21 protein-coding genes are annotated in these 17,272 nt (G+C 64.4%); 9 read left to right on the top strand and 12 right to left on the bottom strand.

Annotated elements, in window-relative coordinates:
- Positions 1–80 precede the first annotated feature (80 nt).
- The 7 genes from mdcH to mdcA are packed head-to-tail and all read right to left on the bottom strand — an operon-like array spanning position 81 to position 6,192.
- A complete protein-coding gene (gene mdcH / locus ACT9T4_RS01765; RefSeq protein ID WP_179538807.1) occupies positions 81–1,016 on the bottom strand; it encodes a malonate decarboxylase subunit epsilon in 936 nt (311 codons plus the stop codon).
- Positions 1,013–1,660, bottom strand: a complete 648-nt coding sequence (locus ACT9T4_RS01760; protein ID WP_499115208.1) for a malonate decarboxylase holo-ACP synthase — start codon at positions 1,658–1,660, stop codon at positions 1,013–1,015. Before ACT9T4_RS01760 ends, mdcH begins: the two co-directional genes overlap by 4 nt.
- Positions 1,661–1,697: 37 nt before the next feature.
- A complete protein-coding gene (gene mdcE, locus ACT9T4_RS01755; RefSeq protein WP_499115207.1) occupies positions 1,698–2,504 on the bottom strand; it encodes a biotin-independent malonate decarboxylase subunit gamma in 807 nt (268 codons plus the stop codon).
- Positions 2,501–3,358 carry a biotin-independent malonate decarboxylase subunit beta gene (locus ACT9T4_RS01750; RefSeq protein WP_499115205.1) on the bottom strand — a complete coding sequence of 286 codons (858 nt, stop codon included), beginning with the start codon at positions 3,356–3,358 and terminating at the stop codon, positions 2,501–2,503. Before ACT9T4_RS01750 ends, mdcE begins: the two co-directional genes overlap by 4 nt.
- Complete coding sequence (locus tag ACT9T4_RS01745; RefSeq protein ID WP_042552020.1) at positions 3,351–3,650, bottom strand: malonate decarboxylase subunit delta; 300 nt, start codon at positions 3,648–3,650, stop codon at positions 3,351–3,353. The genes ACT9T4_RS01750 and ACT9T4_RS01745 overlap by 8 nt, the downstream gene beginning before the upstream one ends.
- 2 nt (positions 3,651–3,652) lie before the next feature.
- On the bottom strand, positions 3,653–4,531 hold the full coding sequence (locus ACT9T4_RS01740; RefSeq protein WP_042552021.1) for a triphosphoribosyl-dephospho-CoA synthase: 879 nt from the start codon (positions 4,529–4,531) through the stop codon (positions 3,653–3,655).
- Positions 4,531–6,192: a malonate decarboxylase subunit alpha gene (mdcA, locus tag ACT9T4_RS01735; protein ID WP_042552022.1), complete on the bottom strand. Its 1,662-nt coding sequence runs from the start codon at positions 6,190–6,192 to the stop codon at positions 4,531–4,533. Before mdcA ends, ACT9T4_RS01740 begins: the two co-directional genes overlap by 1 nt.
- Before the next feature lie 170 nt (positions 6,193–6,362).
- Here mdcA and gcsR point away from each other — a divergent pair, with 170 nt between their 5' ends.
- Positions 6,363–7,892: a transcriptional regulator GcsR gene (gene gcsR / locus ACT9T4_RS01730; RefSeq protein WP_179538814.1), complete on the top strand. Its 1,530-nt coding sequence runs from the start codon at positions 6,363–6,365 to the stop codon at positions 7,890–7,892.
- Between the two features lie 84 nt (positions 7,893–7,976).
- On the opposite strand, the gene ACT9T4_RS01725 is transcribed toward gcsR, so the two are convergent.
- Positions 7,977–8,375, bottom strand: coding sequence for a hypothetical protein (locus ACT9T4_RS01725; RefSeq protein WP_052493737.1), 399 nt, complete (start codon positions 8,373–8,375; stop codon positions 7,977–7,979).
- Positions 8,376–8,495: 120 nt separating this feature from the next.
- Complete coding sequence (locus ACT9T4_RS01720; RefSeq protein WP_042552024.1) at positions 8,496–8,948, bottom strand: flavodoxin; 453 nt, start codon at positions 8,946–8,948, stop codon at positions 8,496–8,498.
- A gap of 139 nt (positions 8,949–9,087) precedes the next feature.
- Here ACT9T4_RS01720 and ACT9T4_RS01715 point away from each other — a divergent pair, with 139 nt between their 5' ends.
- Together ACT9T4_RS01715 and ACT9T4_RS01710 are read left to right on the top strand one after the other, a co-directional pair.
- Positions 9,088–9,570 carry a PAS domain-containing protein gene (locus tag ACT9T4_RS01715; RefSeq protein ID WP_499115201.1) on the top strand — a complete coding sequence of 161 codons (483 nt, stop codon included), beginning with the start codon at positions 9,088–9,090 and terminating at the stop codon, positions 9,568–9,570.
- Between the two features lie 63 nt (positions 9,571–9,633).
- Entirely contained in the window at positions 9,634–10,203 is a 570-nt protein-coding gene (locus tag ACT9T4_RS01710) for a PilZ domain-containing protein (protein WP_052493738.1), read from the top strand.
- Between the two features lie 11 nt (positions 10,204–10,214).
- Here ACT9T4_RS01710 and ACT9T4_RS01705 read toward each other — a convergent pair whose 3' ends face one another.
- Positions 10,215–11,168, bottom strand: coding sequence for a MerR family transcriptional regulator (locus tag ACT9T4_RS01705; protein WP_042552027.1), 954 nt, complete (start codon positions 11,166–11,168; stop codon positions 10,215–10,217).
- Between the two features lie 384 nt (positions 11,169–11,552).
- On the opposite strand from ACT9T4_RS01705, the gene ACT9T4_RS01700 reads away from it, so the two are divergent.
- From ACT9T4_RS01700 to ACT9T4_RS01675, 6 genes are all read left to right on the top strand, one after another.
- Positions 11,553–12,125 carry an antibiotic biosynthesis monooxygenase gene (locus ACT9T4_RS01700; RefSeq protein WP_042552028.1) on the top strand — a complete coding sequence of 191 codons (573 nt, stop codon included), beginning with the start codon at positions 11,553–11,555 and terminating at the stop codon, positions 12,123–12,125.
- A gap of 153 nt (positions 12,126–12,278) precedes the next feature.
- A complete protein-coding gene (folM, locus tag ACT9T4_RS01695) occupies positions 12,279–12,989 on the top strand; it encodes a dihydromonapterin reductase (RefSeq protein ID WP_042552029.1) in 711 nt (236 codons plus the stop codon).
- A 21-nt stretch (positions 12,990–13,010) separates the two neighbouring features.
- Positions 13,011–13,571, top strand: coding sequence for a GTP cyclohydrolase I FolE (gene folE, locus ACT9T4_RS01690; protein ID WP_042552074.1), 561 nt, complete (start codon positions 13,011–13,013; stop codon positions 13,569–13,571).
- A gap of 2 nt (positions 13,572–13,573) precedes the next feature.
- Positions 13,574–13,945, top strand: coding sequence for a dihydroneopterin triphosphate 2'-epimerase (folX, locus tag ACT9T4_RS01685; RefSeq protein WP_042552030.1), 372 nt, complete (start codon positions 13,574–13,576; stop codon positions 13,943–13,945).
- 84 nt (positions 13,946–14,029) lie between these two features.
- The gene (locus ACT9T4_RS01680; RefSeq protein ID WP_042552031.1) at positions 14,030–14,332 is read left to right on the top strand and encodes a DUF1244 domain-containing protein; all 303 of its coding nucleotides are present in this window, start codon (positions 14,030–14,032) and stop codon (positions 14,330–14,332) included.
- A complete protein-coding gene (locus ACT9T4_RS01675; RefSeq protein WP_042552032.1) occupies positions 14,329–14,670 on the top strand; it encodes a HopJ type III effector protein in 342 nt (113 codons plus the stop codon). Before ACT9T4_RS01680 ends, ACT9T4_RS01675 begins: the two co-directional genes overlap by 4 nt.
- A 225-nt stretch (positions 14,671–14,895) precedes the next feature.
- Here the strand turns inward: ACT9T4_RS01675 and ACT9T4_RS01670 are convergent, their stop codons facing one another.
- Both ACT9T4_RS01670 and ACT9T4_RS01665 read right to left on the bottom strand, forming a co-directional pair.
- The gene (locus tag ACT9T4_RS01670) at positions 14,896–16,113 is read right to left on the bottom strand and encodes an argininosuccinate synthase (protein ID WP_042552033.1); all 1,218 of its coding nucleotides are present in this window, start codon (positions 16,111–16,113) and stop codon (positions 14,896–14,898) included.
- Positions 16,114–16,212: 99 nt separating this feature from the next.
- Positions 16,213–17,142, bottom strand: a complete 930-nt coding sequence (locus ACT9T4_RS01665; RefSeq protein WP_179538815.1) for a flagellar protein MotY — start codon at positions 17,140–17,142, stop codon at positions 16,213–16,215.
- Positions 17,143–17,272 lie beyond the last annotated feature (130 nt).

Raw genomic sequence — 17,272 nt, 5'->3', positions numbered from 1 at the left:
GTTCGTCGGTAGGTGATCATTGTTTTTATCCTCGTGACGCATCGAAGTTATTGTTCTTGTGCTTCGGCAATCGGGCGTTGTTATCGGCTCTGGCTCACCTCCTGACGCAGCAGGGCGTCCAGCGTATCCAGACGCGCGCCCTGAAAGGCGATGGCCATGCCCGGCTCGAAGACGCGCCGGGCCAGCCCGCTCAGCACGCTGCCAGGCGGCAGCTCGAGGTGCAGCCGCACGCCCCGCTCGAACGCCGTCTGCAAGGTGCCGTACCAATCCACGATTCGGCACATGTTGTTGGCCAGGTCATCGCGCAGCGCATCAGGTTCGCTCAACAGTCGCGCGCTGCTACCACTCAGGTAACGGACGGCCGGACGCCGCAGGGTGACCGTGGCGAACGCTTCGTTCAACCTGGCGGCGGGTTCGGTGAGCAGCGCGCAGTGCGAGGGGACGCTGACCGCCAGCGGCTTGACCGCCCCTGCACCGGCAGCCCGGGCACGCTCGCCCACGGCCTGCATGGCGGCGCGGCTGCCGGCGATCACCAACTGGTTTTCGGCATTGATATTGGCCAGGAACACCGGCGATTGCGGGCCGTTCACCTCAGCCAGCAAGCGCTCGATACGGTTCAGATCGAGGCCGAGAATCGCCGTCATGCCGTAGCCCTGGGGATAGGCTTGCTGCATCAACTGGCCACGCAGAGCGACCAGACGCAGCGCATCGGCAAAACTCAGCGCATCGGCGACTACCGCAGCGGCGTAGGCTCCGATAGACAGCCCGGCGACGTAGTCGGGCTTCAGTCCTCGCGCCGTCAACAATCGGGCACCCGCCACGCCGGCGATCAGCAAGCACAGTTGTACGGCGCGGGTGCCCCGCAAGGCCTCGGCGGAATCCAGATCGCAGAGCGCCTCATTGAGCACCGCTGCGGCTTCGTCCAGGCACGCCCGAACGGCGGGCTCAGCCGGCAAGTCATGCAACATGCCGGGCTGCTGCGCGCCCTGGCCGGGGAACGCCCAGAGCGTGCTCATGCCACCGATCGCTCTGCAGCCCAGGGGTCGCTGACCAGCAGTGGCCCGGCGTTGCTCTTGAGCAGAACCCGTGCTGCGCCACTTGCCCACTCACGTAGGGCCAGCGCGCCGTGCGGAGTTTCCAGCTGCACGTCGATGCTGCCCGGTGCCGAGTCGATCAATGTGCACAATTGTCCGGCCCAGGCCCGTGGTACTGGCTGGGCGGCGCGTATCAGCAGATCCAGGTCGCTGGCCGGGTGCGCAGCGCACAGCCCACTGGCCAGCTCGAAACCAAGGCTTCCCGTCACGCCCCAGCGCAGGCCGGCACGGTCGAGCTGTGGCGCGAGCCAGGCCAGCGCACGCAGTGCCGGCCAGGCGCCGTTGGCATGGCGCAGCCAGCGCCCGCTACGCGCGACCCCCTCCGGGCTGACGCGTCGGCGCACCTGGTCAAGGCGCATCCAGGTAGCGAAACGCTCCTCCCGCACTCGGCCGCGAACGCCCACGGCAACCCAACCTGGCTCGGCCAGGGCACGGCGCACCACCACCGGGGCGTGACGGCTCAGGGCGCCATGCACCCAGGCCGGAGCGTCCAGCGGCAGTTGTGCGGCAGCCAAGCCCCACAGCAGATCATGGGGGATGGGCACCGGCGACCTTTCATTGACCATCAACGAGTCCTCGATCCAGGCAACGACGACCGTCCCCCTACCACTGGGCGCGCAATAGCTCGCGTACGCGGGAAGACGCCGCCCGATTGGGCGCCCCCAGGCGGCTGCGCAGATCCTTGCTGCCACCGGCGATATCAGCCAATGCCTGGACCAGGCAGCCCTCCACCCGCGTGCGATCGCCGCCGGTAGGCTCTGCAATGTTCTCGACCGACAGGGTTTCCCAGAGCAGGCCGAGGGAAGCGTAACTGTCCAGGTCGTACGCCATGGGCGGGATGCTGGCTGCCAGGCTTTCCAGTTCCTCGACGCTGCGTAGCGTGATCCGTGCGGCAGCAGACTTGCCCATCGCATGCACCATGACGCCAGGATCGCGCAGGGCGATCAGCCGCTGTGCCTGGTAACCGTGAGCCAGAAAGGCACCGGACATCGCCTTGCCGACCAAAAGGCCGATCACCGCATGCCCGGCCAAACGGGCACGGGCATAACTGTCGACCGCCGCGGCCAGAGCCTGGTGAATGCCGTAAGCCTCTTCCCGACGACCGTAGGCCTGGCTCGGCACGTCGACGATGGCGATCAGCGCCCGCTTTTGCGGCCCCTCGGCATCGGCCTGAATGGCGTCATCCACCGCCTTGGCCAGCCCCCAACCCTCGAGCAGTCCTACTTCACCATCGCGGGCACGGGGAAACGGATTGTTGCCATCGGCTACCACCGCAAGGTAGCGCACCGGCTGCTCGCCAAGCATGCCGTCGGCCACCAGCAGCGAAGCTGGCAGGCCCTCCAGCGGCGTGGCGCCTCTGGTCAGTGCCTGAAACCAGCTACGTCCGCGTTGTTCGCTTGCACCACTCATGACTGTTCTCCTTGAAAGGCGCTGCGCACCGCAGCGGCATCGGCCTGCACGCGGGTGTCGACGCCCTGCAGGCGCTCGAGGAACCAGGCATGGCGACGACTGCGCTCCAGCGCAGGCTTGCCCTGACGCAACAGCTCGATCAGCGTCTGGCGAATCGGTTCGACGTCGTCGGCCACGTAGCGGTCCACCAGCGCGCTGGCATGGCGCTGTTCACCGCCGGTGAGGCTCCAGATGAAGGGGCGATCCCGTGAGTCGTACTCATCGATTCCCGCCTCCTGCTCGATCACCTGCGGTCCGTTGAGTCCCAGGCGAGCCTCGCGGGTGACCAGCAGATAACTGCACAGACCTGCGGCGATCGACATGCCGCCAAAGCAGCCGACCGGGCCGGCCACCAGGCCGATCACCGGCTGGTACTGGCGCAGATCGACGATCGCCGCCTGGATCTCGGCAATCGCCGCCAGACCGAGGTTGGCCTCCTGCAGGCGTACGCCACCAGTCTCCAGCAGCAGTACAGCGCGGGTCGGCGTACCGTCGCGGTTGTCCTGCGCGGCCAACTCCAATGCGCCGGCAATCTTCGCGCCGCCCACCTCACCCAGGCTGCCGCCCTGGAAAGCACCTTCGATGGCAATCACCACCGCGGGCTGCGCGTCGATCAACCCCTTGGCAACCACGACCCCGTCGTCGGCCTGGGGCACGATGCCCTGCAGGGGTAGCCACGGCGAGACCAGCCTGGCGAACGGATCGACCAACTCGCGAAAACTGCCCGCATCGAGCAGAGCGCGGGCCCGCTGACGTGCACCGAGCTCGGTGAAGCTGCGCTGTTCGAGCAACCGCTGGATGGTGGCGTCAGTCATGGGTCAGCTCCTCGAAGCCTTGTTCCAGACGCAGACGCACCACGCCGGGCGTTGCGCCGAAATCGTGAATCTCTATGTTCAGCGCCGGCAGGTGCTGCTCGCGGAACATGCGCTCGAACAGCTGCTGCCAGCGCGGCGCGCTACCGTTTACCGAGGTCACCACTTGAATCGCCAGGGTGCCATCGGTACCGGGCTCCAGCAGCACCTCGAGATCGCCGGAGCCGACACAGCCGACCAGGGCGCGATTACGGGCCGGTGCCCCGGCGGGGAATTGGAAGGACAGGGTTTCCATGTTCAGAGACTCCCAAGCTGGGCCGGCAGACCAGGCTGCAGGCGGTCGAGAAACAGGCAGGCGGCGAGTAGATCGGCTGCACCGCCTGGCGAGGCGCGCAGTTGCAACATGTCGCCTTCCAGTTCACGCAGACGGCGGCGCCCAGCCAGGCTGGCTACGCCACCGGCATCGAGCACGGCGCGGGCGCCACTCTGCACGCAGCGCAGCCCTTCGAGGCCCGCGCGGTAAAGCACGCAGGTGTCGGCCAACTGACTCATGATCGCCAGCAAGGCATCCAGCCGGGCGTTCTGCTCGCCGGCGCCAGCCGCACGGCTGCTGGCCAACTGGGGCAACGCATGTTGAATGACCGACGGGAACGCCTGTTGCGCCTCCTCGCGGGCGCCATGAACGCCATAGAGCCGACACACCTGGGCACCGTGGCTATCGCTGCTGACCGGCGCCGCTCGGTCATCGAGCAACGCGATACGGGCAGCACGGACCGCCACGTTGCTGACGGTGAGTTGGCGGCTGTCCTGCGCCGCGGCGGCACACAGCAGCCCGAGCGCCCAGATGGCGCCGCGGTGGGTGTTGACGCCAGCGGTGACGCGCAGCATTTCCTGCTCACCTTCGCGGCCTATACGGCCGAGGGCTTCGCGCAGTGTTTGGGTAACCTCGCCTTCGCTCAGCGCAGCCTCTGCCATCGCCCTGAAACATGGCCATAGCGACAATGCAGAGGCATGCATCAGGCCCAGATGCAGATCCTGATGGGCACCACTGCCGCGTTTATCGACCAGCCCGGGCTTGGGTGACAGATCGGCTTCGTCGATCAGCACGTCCACCGCCAGATCTGCCAGGTACTCGTCGAGCGACCGCTGCGGCTGCTTGGAATGGATCGCACTCATCACCAGCTCCTGAATTTGGCGGGCGGGTTGTAGAGGCCGCCGGACCACTCGACCAATTCGGCGATGCTCTTGGCCGCCAGCAGTTCACGGCTGGCGTCGGCGCGGCGGATGCCGAGGTCTTCCGGCAAGGCGATCAGCCCTTCACGGCGCATGCGCTCGGTATCTTTCGGGTTGTGGCGCAGACCGATGCTGGTAACGCCAGCGACGGCGGCGATCATCGCCTGGCGCTCCTCCAGCGAGCGGGCCTTGTACAGGTAGGCGATGCCTTCCTCGGTCAGCAGGTGGGTGACGTCGTCGCCGTAGATCATGATCGGCGCCAGCGGCATGCCCGCCTTTTGCGCCACGCCGACGGCATCGAGGGTTTCCACGAAGGTCGGCTTGCCACCCTCCTGAAAGGTCTCGACCATCTGCACCACCAGCTTCTTGCCCCGCTCCAGCAGAGGCGCTTCGCTCTGCGCAGGGCGCATGTCCAGCCAGGCAGGCGTGCTGTGGCGGCGTCCACGCGGGTCATGCCCCATGTTCGGTGCGCCACCGAAACCGGCCAGGCGACCGCGAGTCACGGTGGAAGAATGACCGTCGCCATCGACCTGCAGGGTCGCGCCGATGAACAGGTCGACGGCGTATTGGCCGGCCAGCTGGCACATCAGTCGGTTGGACCGCATGGAGCCGTCGCGACCGGTGAAGAACACGTCCGGACGCTGAGCGATATAGCCTTCCATGCCCAGTTCGGTGCCGAAACAGTGCACGCTCTCGACCCAGCCGGTCTCGATGGCGGGGATCAGCGTCGGGTGCGGGTTGAGCGTCCAGTTGCGGCAGATCTTGCCCTTCAGGCCGAGGGACTCGCCGTAGGTCGGCAGGATCAGTTCGATGGCGGCGGTATTGAAGCCGATGCCATGGTTGAGCGACTGCACGTTGTGCTTCTGGTAAATGCCGCGGATCGCCATCATCGCCATCAGCACATGCACGGGCTTGATATGGCGCGGATCACGGGTGAACAGCGGCTCGATGTAGAACGGCTTGTCCGCCACCACCACGAAGTCGACCCAGGACGCAGGGATGTCCACCCGAGGCAGTTCGTCGACGATCTCGTTGACCTGAAAGATGACGATGCCGTCGCTGAAGGCCGTGGGCTCGACCAGCGCCGGCGTGTCTTCGGTGCTCGGCCCGGTGTAGATGTTGCCGTGGCGGTCGGCCTGGAAGCCGGCAACCAGGGCGACATTGGGAATCAGGTCGACCAGCAGTCGCGAGTACAGCTCGATATAGGTGTGGATGGCACCCACTTCGAGCAGGCCGTCTTCGAGCAACTGGCTGATGCGCAGACTCTGCGGGCCGGCAAAGGAGAAGTCGAGCTTGCGGGCGATGCCGCGCTCGAACAGATCCAGGTGCTCGGCGCGGCTGACGCTGGGCATGATCATGTGCAGGTCATGCAGGCGACCCGGGTCGGTCTGGGCCAGCGAGCGGGAGAGGAAGTCCGCCTGCTTCTGGTTGTTGCCTTCGAGCACCACGCGATCGCCTGGGGCGATCAGCGCTTCGAGCGCGGCGACTATCTTGTCGCTGGGCAAGACCACGCCATCGGCGAGGGCACGCACCTGATCGAGACGCCGGGCCTTTTCGGCACGGCGGCGCGACCACTGCGGCGGTGGGGCGATTGTAGTTGTCATTAATGACTCCACGAGTTCCGCTGTCGTGGCATCACAGTAGGAGCGTGGACCAACCCCATCAATCAAGCGCGGCGTCATAACGTTACGCTCAGGTTAACGATGCGCACCGGTTAACGTCAGCGGACAGACCGGGCATACTGCGCCACCGTTCACCGCTGCCCGGCCCCCCCATGCGCATTCACGTTACCTTCATCGATCGCGTCGGCATCACCCAGGAAGTGCTGGCCCTGTTGGGCGGTCGCAACCTCAATCTCGATGCCGTGGAGATGGTGCCGCCCAACGTCTATATCGACGCCCCGACCCTCAGTGCCGCGGTGCTCGACGAGCTGCGCGAAGCACTGTTCAAGGTGCGTGGTGTGCAGGCGGTGACGGTGGTCGACATTCTGCCCGGACAGCGCCGTCGCCTGCAGCTCGATGCCCTGCTGGCGGCGATGACCGATCCGGTGCTGGCGGTCGATGGTGACGGCCGCGTGCTGCTGGCCAACCCGGCGTTGATCGCCCTGTGTGGCCGTGAGCCGGAAGGCGTGGCGCTTGGCGAACTGTTCGCCGAAACGGATCTGCAACAGGCACTGCTCGACCAGCATTTCCGCCTGCCACTGCGCGAGGTGACGCTGAACGGCCAGGCGCTGCTGCTCGACGCCACGCCCATCAGTGAATCGGCCGACATGGGCCAACTGGCCGGCGCTCTGCTCACCCTTTATGAGCCCAGCCGCATCGGTGCACGCCTGGCGGCGCTGCATCATGACCATGCGGAAGGCTTCGACTCATTGCTCGGCGACTCGGCGCCCATCCGCACCCTCAAGGCCCGTGCCCAGCGAGTGGCGACCCTCGACGCGCCGCTGCTGATCCATGGCGAAACCGGTACTGGCAAAGAGCTGGTGGCACGCGCCTGCCACGCCATCAGCACGCGCCACAGCGCGCCATTCCTGGCCTTGAACTGTGCCGCCCTACCGGAAAGCCTCGCCGAGAGCGAGCTGTTCGGCTATGCCCCCGGGGCGTTCACCGGTGCGCAGCGCGGTGGCAAGCCGGGGCTGCTGGAACTGGCCAATCACGGCACGGTATTTCTCGACGAGATTGGCGAGATGTCGCCTTATCTGCAGGCCAAGCTGCTGCGTTTTCTCAGTGACGGCACCTTCCGCCGGGTTGGCGGGGACCGCGAAGAGCGCGTCGACGTGCGCATCATCAGTGCCACGCACCGCAACCTGGAGCGGATGGTCGCCGAAGGGGAGTTTCGCGAGGATCTTTTCTACCGCCTGAACGTGCTCAACCTGCAGGTGCCTCCATTGCGAGAACGCGGCCAGGACATCCTGCTGCTGGCTCGACACTTCATGCAACACGCCTGTGCGCAGATCCAGCGAACCCAGTGCCGACTGACCCCGGACACCTACCCCGCCCTGCTGGGCAATCGCTGGCCGGGCAACGTGCGCCAACTGCAGAACGTGATCTTTCGCGCGGCGGCGATATGCGACAGCAATCTTGTACAGATCGGCGATCTGGACATCGCCAACACCGCCGTCACCCAACAAACCGGAGGGGAAGTCGGCAGCCTGGAGGCCGCGGTCGCAGCTTTCGAGAAGGAGTTGCTTGAGAAACTCTACGCCAGCCATCCCTCCACTCGGCAACTGGCTGCCCGACTCAACACATCGCATAGCGCCATCGCCACACGGCTGCGCAAATACGGCATCAAGGGGAATCGCTGAAGGCGACCGCTAGCCGCGGTCGCCTGCGAATCGGGCGGGCACTCCCGACCTGCTGGCCGGAAACACCTGCACCTGGCTCATGACTTACTGGCCAGCACCACCACCGGCACCGCCAGCGCCACCTGCGCCACTGCCTGCACCGCCACCGGTACCATCACCCGTGCCACTGCCTGCGCCACCGGTACCGCCACCATTGCCGCCGGTGCCGCCGGGCATTGGGTCGGAGCCGGCGCCAGTGCCATTACCCGTACCGGTTCCGGTACCTGGCGCCGTGGTGCTGCCATCGGTACCCGGGGTAGTGGTGCCGGGCGTGGTGGTTCCCGGGGTCATGGTGCCGTTGTCGCTAGGTGGAGCACCTGGCGTGGTAGGCGACGTCGGCGCGGTGGTTCCCGGTGCCGGAGCACTGGAATCCGCGATGGCTGGCAGAACGGCACCGGCCAGCAGGCCGCTGAGTACGAGAGCTGGGATTTTCATCTTGTTCATTGTCGTCACCTTTCATCCAAGTTGGTGGGGAAGCTCGCCCGCTTTCTTCAATGAAGCGAACGCTCCCTACACCCGACCGGCCTTGGTTCAACAATGTTCGCCTCGCAGGATAAACGGTCGTTACCCGCGCAGGGCCTCGACCAACTCGGCGAGCCAGGGTTCGGCGTCCTGCTCGGGGGTGACGCTTTCACTGGCATCCACGCGCAGCATGGGCAGCACTTCGCGGATGCTCAGTTCAGCGAACAGCTCGCGCACCAGCTCGCCCCCCGCACAGTAGGTATCGCCATAACTCGAATCACCCAGCGCGATCACACCGCCGGGCAGGCCGCTCCAGGCAGGGAAGCGATCACGGATCGCGTAGTACAGCGGCTGCAGGTTATCCGGCAACTCCCCCATACCGGTGGTAGACGTCACCACCAGAAACCCCTGCGGGCCGAACGCCAGGACATCCTCCAGGTTCGCCCGCGGGTTGTGCCAGGCGTCGAAGCCGGCCTGTTTCAACAAACCCTCAGCGTGTCGGGCCACCTCTTCGGCGGTGCCATAAACCGACCCGGACAGAATCGCGACTTTCATGAAAACTCCGTATGTTCAGGGCTGTGCCGAGCATTATGCCGCATTGCGCGAGCGCTCGTTCGGCGCCGCCACGCAGCAGGACGACAGCGGCCGGGCGGGCCTCTGATAAACTGGCGAAAATGGCTGAGGGACGCAGGAAATGATCAACGCCAAACTGCTGCAACTGGTGGTCGATGCTTCGAATGACGGCATCGTGGTCGCCGAGCAGGAAGGAGAGGACAACATCCTCATCTACGCCAATCCGGCATTTGAAGCCCTGACCGGCTACAGCAGCGAAGAAATCCTCTATCAGGACTGTCGCTTTCTCCAGGCAGGGGATCGCGACCAGCCGGCGCTGGCCCTCATCCGCGAAGCCGTGCGCACCCAGCAACCCTGCCGCCAGGTGATCCGCAACTATCGCAAGGATGGCAGTCCTTTCTGGAACGAGTTGTCGATCACCCCGGTATTCAATGAAGGCGATCAACTGACCTACTTCATCGGCATTCAGAAGAACGTCAGCGAGCATGTGCAGAATCAGGAGCGGGTCAGGAAGCTGGAGGCCGAGGTGCAGGCCCTGCAAGTCGAGCTGGATGAATTGAAACGACGGACGTACGGTAACGAAACCGCTGGCGAGTTGTCATAAGGGTGCTCCCACCTTGCGCAGAAAGCCGTCATGCAAGATTCGTCGCTCCTGACTCCCCTCGAAATGGAATTCATACAACAACTTACCGAAAACAGCCCTGCCCCGGTCGACTCCGATCCGGGCCTGCAGGTCGATGCCGCGCGGCAGACCGCCGAGCTGCTGGCCAGTTGCGCCGCCATGGAACAACTGACGATCGAGGCGCATGTCGCCAATCAGCGCCTGTCGTTCACGCCTCATCTGGTCACCGACGAGCAGAACACCCCGCATCTGGAACTGGGGGTGCCGCAGATTTTCGAAGAGGGCTCGTTCGACCGCGCCTGGCGCCTGCCACTCGACCCGCCGCGCCCCCTGCTGGCACGCGACGGGCAGCCGGGCAGCCTGTTCATCCATGAACTGTCGCTAAGCGGTCTGTTGGTGGCGCAAACCGCAAAAGCCTCGCCGCCCGAGCGTTTCAGCCTCGATCTGGATGTCGATGAGGTGCAGCCGATCACGCTGCAGGGCAGCCTGGTGCGCGTTACCGACGACGGCATGCTGGCCTATGAGCTGACGCTGGACGAAGACAACGGCGAACGCCTGCAGAGCTACCTCTATCAGCAACACCGCAGTCTGTATCCCCGCGCCCACCCGCTCTGAAACAAGCGGCCTCAGGTATCCAGGCGACCCGCCAGAAACTGCCGCAGACGCCGACGCATCAGACGGCCCTCGCTTCCCAGGCAGGCGATGGTTGAACCGCGCAACCCTTCCTCGAGCAGATCGGCCCCCTCGCCCACCAGCGCGACCGGGCATTCGAGAGCGAGCGCCAGGCGCTCCAGCGCCTGCGGGGTATCCGCGACCGGCGCCTGGTTGGAAAACACCACCACCGCCACTGGCCGCATCCTGCCGCACACCTGCGGCAGCTCTTCCAGCGACTGACCGATGCCCAGTACATGCACGGCGACATCGGCCGGGTTCAGCAGCAGGCCGGTGACCAGCAGCTCCAGTTCGCGGCAACGCCCCGGCAGTGCCACCAGCAGCAGGCGGCCCCCAGGCTGATCGCGCAGGTTGTGCAAGCGCTGCAACACACGGCCACGCAGGAAGGTATCGAAGAACAGCCATTCACTGCCGTACCCAGGACGACCATGACGCAGCAGCAGGCGCTGCCAGAGCGGCATGATGATGTCCTGAAAGGTGACCGACAGCGGGTAGCTGGAAAAGACCTGCCCGTACACGCGGTCCAGCTCGGCCTCGTCGTAAGCCTGCACGGCCTCCAGCAGGCGGCTCTGCCACTGCGCCCATTCGCCCGACGTAGCCGACTCGTAAGTCGGAGCACCGCTGGTTTCACTGGCAGCGTGGCGAGCGAGGATCCGACCGACCTTGCTGACCGGCACCCCGCGTTCGATCCAGGCCAGCACGCTGCGTACCGTCTCCACGTCGACAGGTGAGTACAGGCGATGACCACTGTCGGTACGCACCGGCTGGATCAGGCCGTAGCGCCGCTCCCAGGCACGTAGCGTCACAGGGTTCACACCCGTCAACCGAGCCACTTCGCGAATCGGAAACAGTTCCTCTTCCTTGAAAGCGCTTGAGTTGAAAGGTACGGAACCAACCAGATCGGACATAAGAAAAACCGCAGCAGGGTCAGAAGCCTGCAAGTCTACTCCAGCTGCGGGTGCCTTTCAGTTTAGTTGTACAAATCCTGTACATGGGCGATCGTCGGCTCCGTAGCACTTCATTGCACCGGCAGGCGCCCTGAAACAGGGCATGATTGATGCTCCAAGGGGCCATGATGGCCTGCAAAAATTCCGAACGTCGACAGGCGACCAAGACTCGAAGCCCTTGCAACTGCCGGGCTTGAAGCGTTTTTTAGCGGTTACGCACGACATTGCTGGATAATTTGTACAAAACAGGAATAATCCTTGCTGCGTTCAAGACGCGACTCACCACCCCGAGCCGCGCTATCCGCCTGACCCTACCCTGGCCAGGTGCTCTGCAGGAGATACACGATGTCTACCGAACCGGTCACCCTCATGGTGGCGCGCCGTGTCGCCAACGGGCGCTATCAGGATTTCATCGCCTGGCTACGCGAAGGCGAGCAACTGGCTACCGACTTCCCCGGCTATCTGGGCTCTGGCGTACTGGCTCCGCCGCCAGACGACGACGAATTCCAGATGGTATTTCGCTTTACCGACGAGCAGACCATGGCCGCCTGGGAGCACTCCGCCTCTCGTCGTGCCTGGCTCAGCCGCGGCAAGGGGCTCTTCGCTCAGCCCCATGAGCAGCGCGCTCTGGGTATAGACGCCTGGTTCGGCAGCGGCCTGCGGCAACCTCCGCGCTGGAAGCAGACCATCGCCATCTGGCTGGCCTTCTTCCCGGTTTCACTTGGCTTCAACCTGTTGTTCGGCGGCCTGCTGGCGGACGTTCCGCTGGTGACCCGCGTGCTGCTCAGCACCCTGGCGCTAACGCCGCTGATGACCTACCTGTTCATCCCTCTGGTCACCCGCCTGCTGGCTCCATGGCTGCAGGGCAACCGTCCCGCCGGCCTGATGCGCCGCGTGAGCCCCTCCACCGGCCGCTGAGCCGGGAACGCCATGGCCCTCGCAGGCCATGGCGCATCGCTTTCCCACACTGTACGAAGGGTTGTACAGCTTCTGTGGCTACTATAACGTTGCATGGCCAAGGCTACCGACCTTCATAACGGCGCCTTTCCCGTTCACTCCCGGCCATTTCCCATGAGCGTCAGCAACGCCCCGATCCTGATCACCGGCGCCAGCCAGCGTGTCGGCCTCCATTGCGCAGAACGGCTGCTCGATGACGGCCACTCCTTGATCGTCACCTACCGCAGTGACAGGCCTGAACTGGAGAAACTGCGTGAGCGCGGCGTGCTGACCCTGCATGCCGATTTCACGGACGAGGCGAGCATTCTCGCCTTCATCGAACGCTTGCAGCGCCATACCGATACGTTGCGCGCCATCGTGCACAACGCATCGGCCTGGTTCGCGGAAACGTCCGGCGACGAAGCCGCGGCCTTCCAGCAACTGTTCACCGTGCACATGCTGGCGCCCTACCTGATCAACCTGCACTGCGCCGCGCTGCTACAGCGCAGCGAACAGGCGGACATCATCCACATCAGCGATGACGTGGTGCGCAAGGGCAGCGGCAACCGCCCGGCGTACTGCGCCAGCAAGGCGGGCCTGGACAGCCTGACCCTGTCCTTCGCTGCGCGCTTCGCCCCGCGCATCAAGGTCAATGGCATCGCCCCGGCCCTGCTGATGTTCAACCCGCAAGACGACGCCGAATACCGCACCAAGGCGCTCGGCAAATCGGCACTGGGCTTCGAGCCCGGGCCTCATGTGATTTACCAGAGCCTGCGCTATCTGCTGGACACCCCCTACATTACCGGCACCACCCTGACCGTGAACGGCGGCCGCCACCTCAAGTGAGGCGCCGCGAGGACAATGAAGATGAACCCATTACTGCCCAATCATTACCGCGAAATCCTCCTCGGCATCGGCGAGAACCCCGAGCGCGAAGGTTTGCTGGATACCCCCAAGCGCGCCGCCAAGGCCATGCAGTACCTGTGCAACGGCTATGAGAAGAGCCTTGAGGAGGTGGTCAACGGCGCGCTGTTCAGCTCCGACAGCGACGAGATGGTGATCGTCAAGGACGTCGAACTGTACTCGCTCTGCGAACACCACCTGCTGCCGTTCATTGGCAAGGCTCACGTGGCGTACATCCCCACCGGCAAGGTGCTGGGGCTGTCGAAGATCGCCCGTATCGTCGACATGTACGCACGCCGCCTGCAGATCCAGGAAAACCTTACCCGGCAGATCGCCAACGCCATCGAGGAAGTCACCCAGGCCGCAGGCGTGGCCGTGGTCATCGAGGCCCAGCACATGTGCATGATGATGCGTGGCGTAGAGAAACAGAACTCGGTGATGAGCACCTCAGTGATGCTCGGCGCCTTCCGCGAGTCCTACAATACGCGCCATGAATTCCTGCAACTGATCGGACGGAGCAAGTAACCATGCCCAGACTGGAACCTGGCATGGCGCGTATCCGCGTCAAGGATCTGCGCCTGCGCACCTTCATCGGCATCAAGGAAGAAGAGATCAACAACAAGCAGGACGTGCTGATCAACCTGACCATCCTTTACCCGGCCGTCGACGCGGTGCGTGACAACGACATCGATCACGCCCTCAACTACCGGACCATCACCAAGGCCATCATCAGCCATGTCGAAGGCAACCGCTTCGCCCTGCTGGAACGCCTGACCCAGGAAATTCTCGACCTGGTGATGGCCAACGAAACGGTGCGCTACGCTGAAGTGGAAGTCGACAAGCCACACGCCCTGCGCTTCGCCGAGTCGGTGTCGATCACCCTCGCCGGCCATCGCTGATCCGCCGCAATCGGCAGGCGGCCCTGTTGCCGACCTGCCCGCCGGCTTCTATCATCGCCGCCACGCCCTCCAGAGTGCATCGCCATGAATGATCAAGAACGTCTCGAACTGGAAGCAGCCGCCTATCGCCGCCTGGTTCAGCACCTGCGCGAAAGGCCGGACGTACAGAACATCGACCTGATGAATCTGGCCGGCTTCTGCCGCAACTGCCTGTCCAAGTGGTACAAGGCCGCAGCTGACGACCTCGATATCGCGATCACCCCGGATCAGGCCCGTGAAGAGGTGTATGGCATGCCCTACGCCGAATGGAAGGCCAAGTACCAGACCGAAGCCAGCGCCGAGCAACAGGCTGCCTTCAACGCCAAGACCCCGAAAGGAACAGCATGAGCCACCTGAACGACTTCCGCGCCCGCCTGAGCGGCGAGCATTTCGCCTTCGCCGAGACCCTGGCCTTCATTACTGAGCACTATGCCTATCAGCCCAGCGCCTTTCGCAACGGCGATGTCAGCAACGCGGCTGGCCAGAACGAAGGCTCGTGCAAGACCCTCGGCCTGGCTCTGCTCGAAAACCTGAGCGACAAGGAAGCCCTGCTGTGCTTTGGCGAACACTACCGCAGCGTTCTGGCCACCCCTGAAGGCAGTGACCACGCCAACATCCGCGCCCTGATGAGCAGCGGCCTGGCAGGCGTCAGCTTCGAACAGCAGCCGCTGACCCGCAAGGCCTGAGCCCTCCCGCCCCCATGGCTGGGCGCTCGCCCGGCCAGCTCCGCCGCCCTGCCTAGCCGGTCGGCGGCACTCCTGACAATCATCACGCCCACAGCAAAACCGCCCTGCAGCGAGATCGCCAAGGGAGCCGGTTGATACGTCGTGGGTGATGCTTACGGAGAATCGCACACCGGGACCCTGAGCAATGCAGGGCCCGGTGTGGATGGGGGCTGGAACGCCGCTGCCTTACAGCAGCTTGCGATCCTTGCCAGCAGCGATGCGCAGGCGCAGCGCATTGAGCTTGATGAAGCCCGCCGCGTCGGCCTGGTTGTAGGCACCGCCGTCTTCTTCGAAGGTGGCGATGTTGGCATCGAACAGCGAGTCGTCGGATTGACGGCCAGTGACGATGACGTTGCCCTTGTACAGTTTCAGACGCACCACACCATTCACGTTGGCCTGGGAAGCGTCGATCATCTGTTGCAGCATCAGGCGCTCCGGGCTCCACCAGAAACCGTTGTAGATCAGGCTGGCGTACTTCGGCATCAGCTCGTCTTTCAGGTGAGCGACTTCGCGGTCCAGGGTGATCGACTCGATGGCGCGATGCGCCTTGAGCATGATGGTGCCGCCCGGGGTCTCGTAGCAGCCACGGGACTTCATGCCCACGTAACGGTTCTCGACGATGTCCAGACGGCCGATGCCGTTCTCGCCGCCGATGCGGTTCAGTTCGGCCAGCACGGTAGCCGGGCTCAGCGCCTTGCCGTCGATGGCGACGATGTCGCCGGCCTTGTAGGTCAGCTCGATGTAGGTCGGGGTATCCGGAGCCGCTTCAGGCGACTTGGTCCAGCGCCACATGTCTTCTTCGTGCTCGGTCCAGGTGTCTTCCAGCACGCCGCCTTCATAGGAGATGTGCAGCAGGTTGGCATCCATGGAGTACGGCGATTTCTTCTTGCCGTGACGCTCGATCGGGATCGCATGCTTCTCGGCGTAGTCCATCAGCTTCTCGCGGGACAGCAGGTCCCACTCGCGCCAGGGAGCGATGACTTTGACACCAGGCTTGAGGGCATAGGCACCCAGTTCGAAGCGAACCTGGTCGTTGCCCTTGCCGGTCGCGCCATGGGAGATGGCGTCGGCACCGGTCTCGTTGGCGATTTCGATCAGGCGCTTGGCGATCAGCGGGCGAGCGATGGAGGTACCCAGCAGGTACTCGCCTTCGTAAACGGTGTTGGCGCGGAACATCGGGTAGACGAAGTCGCGAACGAACTCTTCGCGCAGGTCATCGATGTAGATTTCCTTGACGCCCATTGCCTTGGCCTTGGCGCGGGCCGGCTCGACCTCTTCGCCCTGACCGAGATCGGCGGTGAAGGTCACCACTTCACAGTTATAGGTATCTTGCAGCCACTTGAGGATCACCGAGGTGTCCAGGCCACCGGAATAGGCCAGAACTACCTTTTTGACGTCCGCCATGCCATCCACTCCACGGGTTGTTCGGAAAGCCCGTGATTCTACTGCCCATGGCCCGCGATTTACAGGGGTGCGACAGGCCATGGCATTGAAGCGACAGGATCAGGAGGTGGCGGCAGGCGTGGAAGGCACCGGTGGAGCAGCTTGTTCGACAGGCTGCACGGGGGCTTCGGGCACTTTTTCCAGCTTTATGGAAACCCTGCGGTTCCTTTCCCGGTTGGCGGCAGTGGTGTTGGGCGCCAGCGGATAACGCTCGCCGTGGAAGCGCATGACGATGCGCTCTTCGGGGATGCCCTGGGCCTTGAAGTACTCCATCACCGCCAACGCACGGCGGCGCGACAGGTCACGGTTGGTCAGGCGGTTGCCGCTGTTGTCGGAGTGACCGTCCAGCTCGATGCGGTTGACCGTCGGGTCGGCCTTCATGAAATCGAGAATGATCTCCAGCCTGGCCTTGGCCATGGGGTCGAGCTCTGCCCCGCCGCCCGGGAAGCCGATGGTGGACTGCCGGACCTGGTCGAAGTTGACCGGTAGCAGCTTGGCGGTGCAGTTCAGGTAATCCTCGTAGGCCTTGCGAAAACGCACCGGCAGCATCCGCACTTCGAGATCGCCGCCCATCGAGCTGCGATGGCGCACCAGCGGGCTGCGCCCTTCCAGCAGACCGGTCAGCAAACGCCCGGCCTGCTCCTGGCTGCTGTTGAACGGCACTTCGCCGCTGCCGACACTGACCACACCGAGGTTGATGTCGCCGCGCCCCGGCTGCCAGGGCGCGGCTGCCGCCAGCAGCGTCGCCGAGCCCCTGCCCAGCCAGCGCTCCCGAGGCTGCAGGCGAAAGGTCGCCTGCTCACCAGCGCGGCGCACGAACTGTCCCGAACCGAAATCGGTGATCGGTTGCGTCAGGCGACACTCGAACTGGTCGCCGGCCACCTGCCATTCGACCTTTTCCAGACGAGTCTGGAAGCTGATCGCGGCCGCAGGCAGACTCAAGCCTGCGCCGGCGAGCAATCCGACGATGAGGAAAAGAGGCTGGCGCACAGCGAGCTCCACAAGAAAACACAACGTTCCCTGTGGGTATCGGTGCAGGCGGGGAAAACTTGAGCCGTGCGATGGCCTATCTGCGGCGTGCCCCCGCCGGCCTTTTCCGGTAGCATTCCGGGCATGTTTC

Source organism: Pseudomonas sp. SZ40 (assembly GCF_052958135.1).
This window is presented reverse-complemented; position numbering and strand designations above follow the sequence as displayed.

Bases quoted from the DNA above. Each gene is read 5' to 3' on its own strand.
- folX (WP_042552030.1), top strand. From the start codon at position 13,574: ATGCCCAGACTGGAACCTGGCATGGCGCGTATCCGCGTCAAGGATCTG.
- ACT9T4_RS01720 (WP_042552024.1), bottom strand. From the start codon at position 8,948: ATGAAAGTCGCGATTCTGTCCGGGTCGGTTTATGGCACCGCCGAAGAG.
- ACT9T4_RS01710 (WP_052493738.1), top strand. From the start codon at position 9,634: ATGGAATTCATACAACAACTTACCGAAAACAGCCCTGCCCCGGTCGAC.
- ACT9T4_RS01700 (WP_042552028.1), top strand. From the start codon at position 11,553: ATGTCTACCGAACCGGTCACCCTCATGGTGGCGCGCCGTGTCGCCAAC.
- mdcE (WP_499115207.1), bottom strand. From the start codon at position 2,504: ATGAGTGGTGCAAGCGAACAACGCGGACGTAGCTGGTTTCAGGCACTG.
- ACT9T4_RS01675 (WP_042552032.1), top strand. From the start codon at position 14,329: ATGAGCCACCTGAACGACTTCCGCGCCCGCCTGAGCGGCGAGCATTTC.
- folE (WP_042552074.1), top strand. From the start codon at position 13,011: ATGAACCCATTACTGCCCAATCATTACCGCGAAATCCTCCTCGGCATC.
- ACT9T4_RS01740 (WP_042552021.1), bottom strand. From the start codon at position 4,531: ATGAGTGCGATCCATTCCAAGCAGCCGCAGCGGTCGCTCGACGAGTAC.
- ACT9T4_RS01745 (WP_042552020.1), bottom strand. From the start codon at position 3,650: ATGGAAACCCTGTCCTTCCAATTCCCCGCCGGGGCACCGGCCCGTAAT.
- ACT9T4_RS01760 (WP_499115208.1), bottom strand. From the start codon at position 1,660: ATGGTCAATGAAAGGTCGCCGGTGCCCATCCCCCATGATCTGCTGTGG.
- ACT9T4_RS01680 (WP_042552031.1), top strand. From the start codon at position 14,030: ATGAATGATCAAGAACGTCTCGAACTGGAAGCAGCCGCCTATCGCCGC.
- ACT9T4_RS01705 (WP_042552027.1), bottom strand. From the start codon at position 11,168: ATGTCCGATCTGGTTGGTTCCGTACCTTTCAACTCAAGCGCTTTCAAG.
- ACT9T4_RS01670 (WP_042552033.1), bottom strand. From the start codon at position 16,113: ATGGCGGACGTCAAAAAGGTAGTTCTGGCCTATTCCGGTGGCCTGGAC.
- folM (WP_042552029.1), top strand. From the start codon at position 12,279: ATGAGCGTCAGCAACGCCCCGATCCTGATCACCGGCGCCAGCCAGCGT.
- mdcH (WP_179538807.1), bottom strand. From the start codon at position 1,016: ATGAGCACGCTCTGGGCGTTCCCCGGCCAGGGCGCGCAGCAGCCCGGC.
- mdcA (WP_042552022.1), bottom strand. From the start codon at position 6,192: ATGACAACTACAATCGCCCCACCGCCGCAGTGGTCGCGCCGCCGTGCC.
- ACT9T4_RS01750 (WP_499115205.1), bottom strand. From the start codon at position 3,358: ATGACTGACGCCACCATCCAGCGGTTGCTCGAACAGCGCAGCTTCACC.
- gcsR (WP_179538814.1), top strand. From the start codon at position 6,363: ATGCGCATTCACGTTACCTTCATCGATCGCGTCGGCATCACCCAGGAA.
- ACT9T4_RS01725 (WP_052493737.1), bottom strand. From the start codon at position 8,375: ATGAACAAGATGAAAATCCCAGCTCTCGTACTCAGCGGCCTGCTGGCC.
- ACT9T4_RS01715 (WP_499115201.1), top strand. From the start codon at position 9,088: ATGATCAACGCCAAACTGCTGCAACTGGTGGTCGATGCTTCGAATGAC.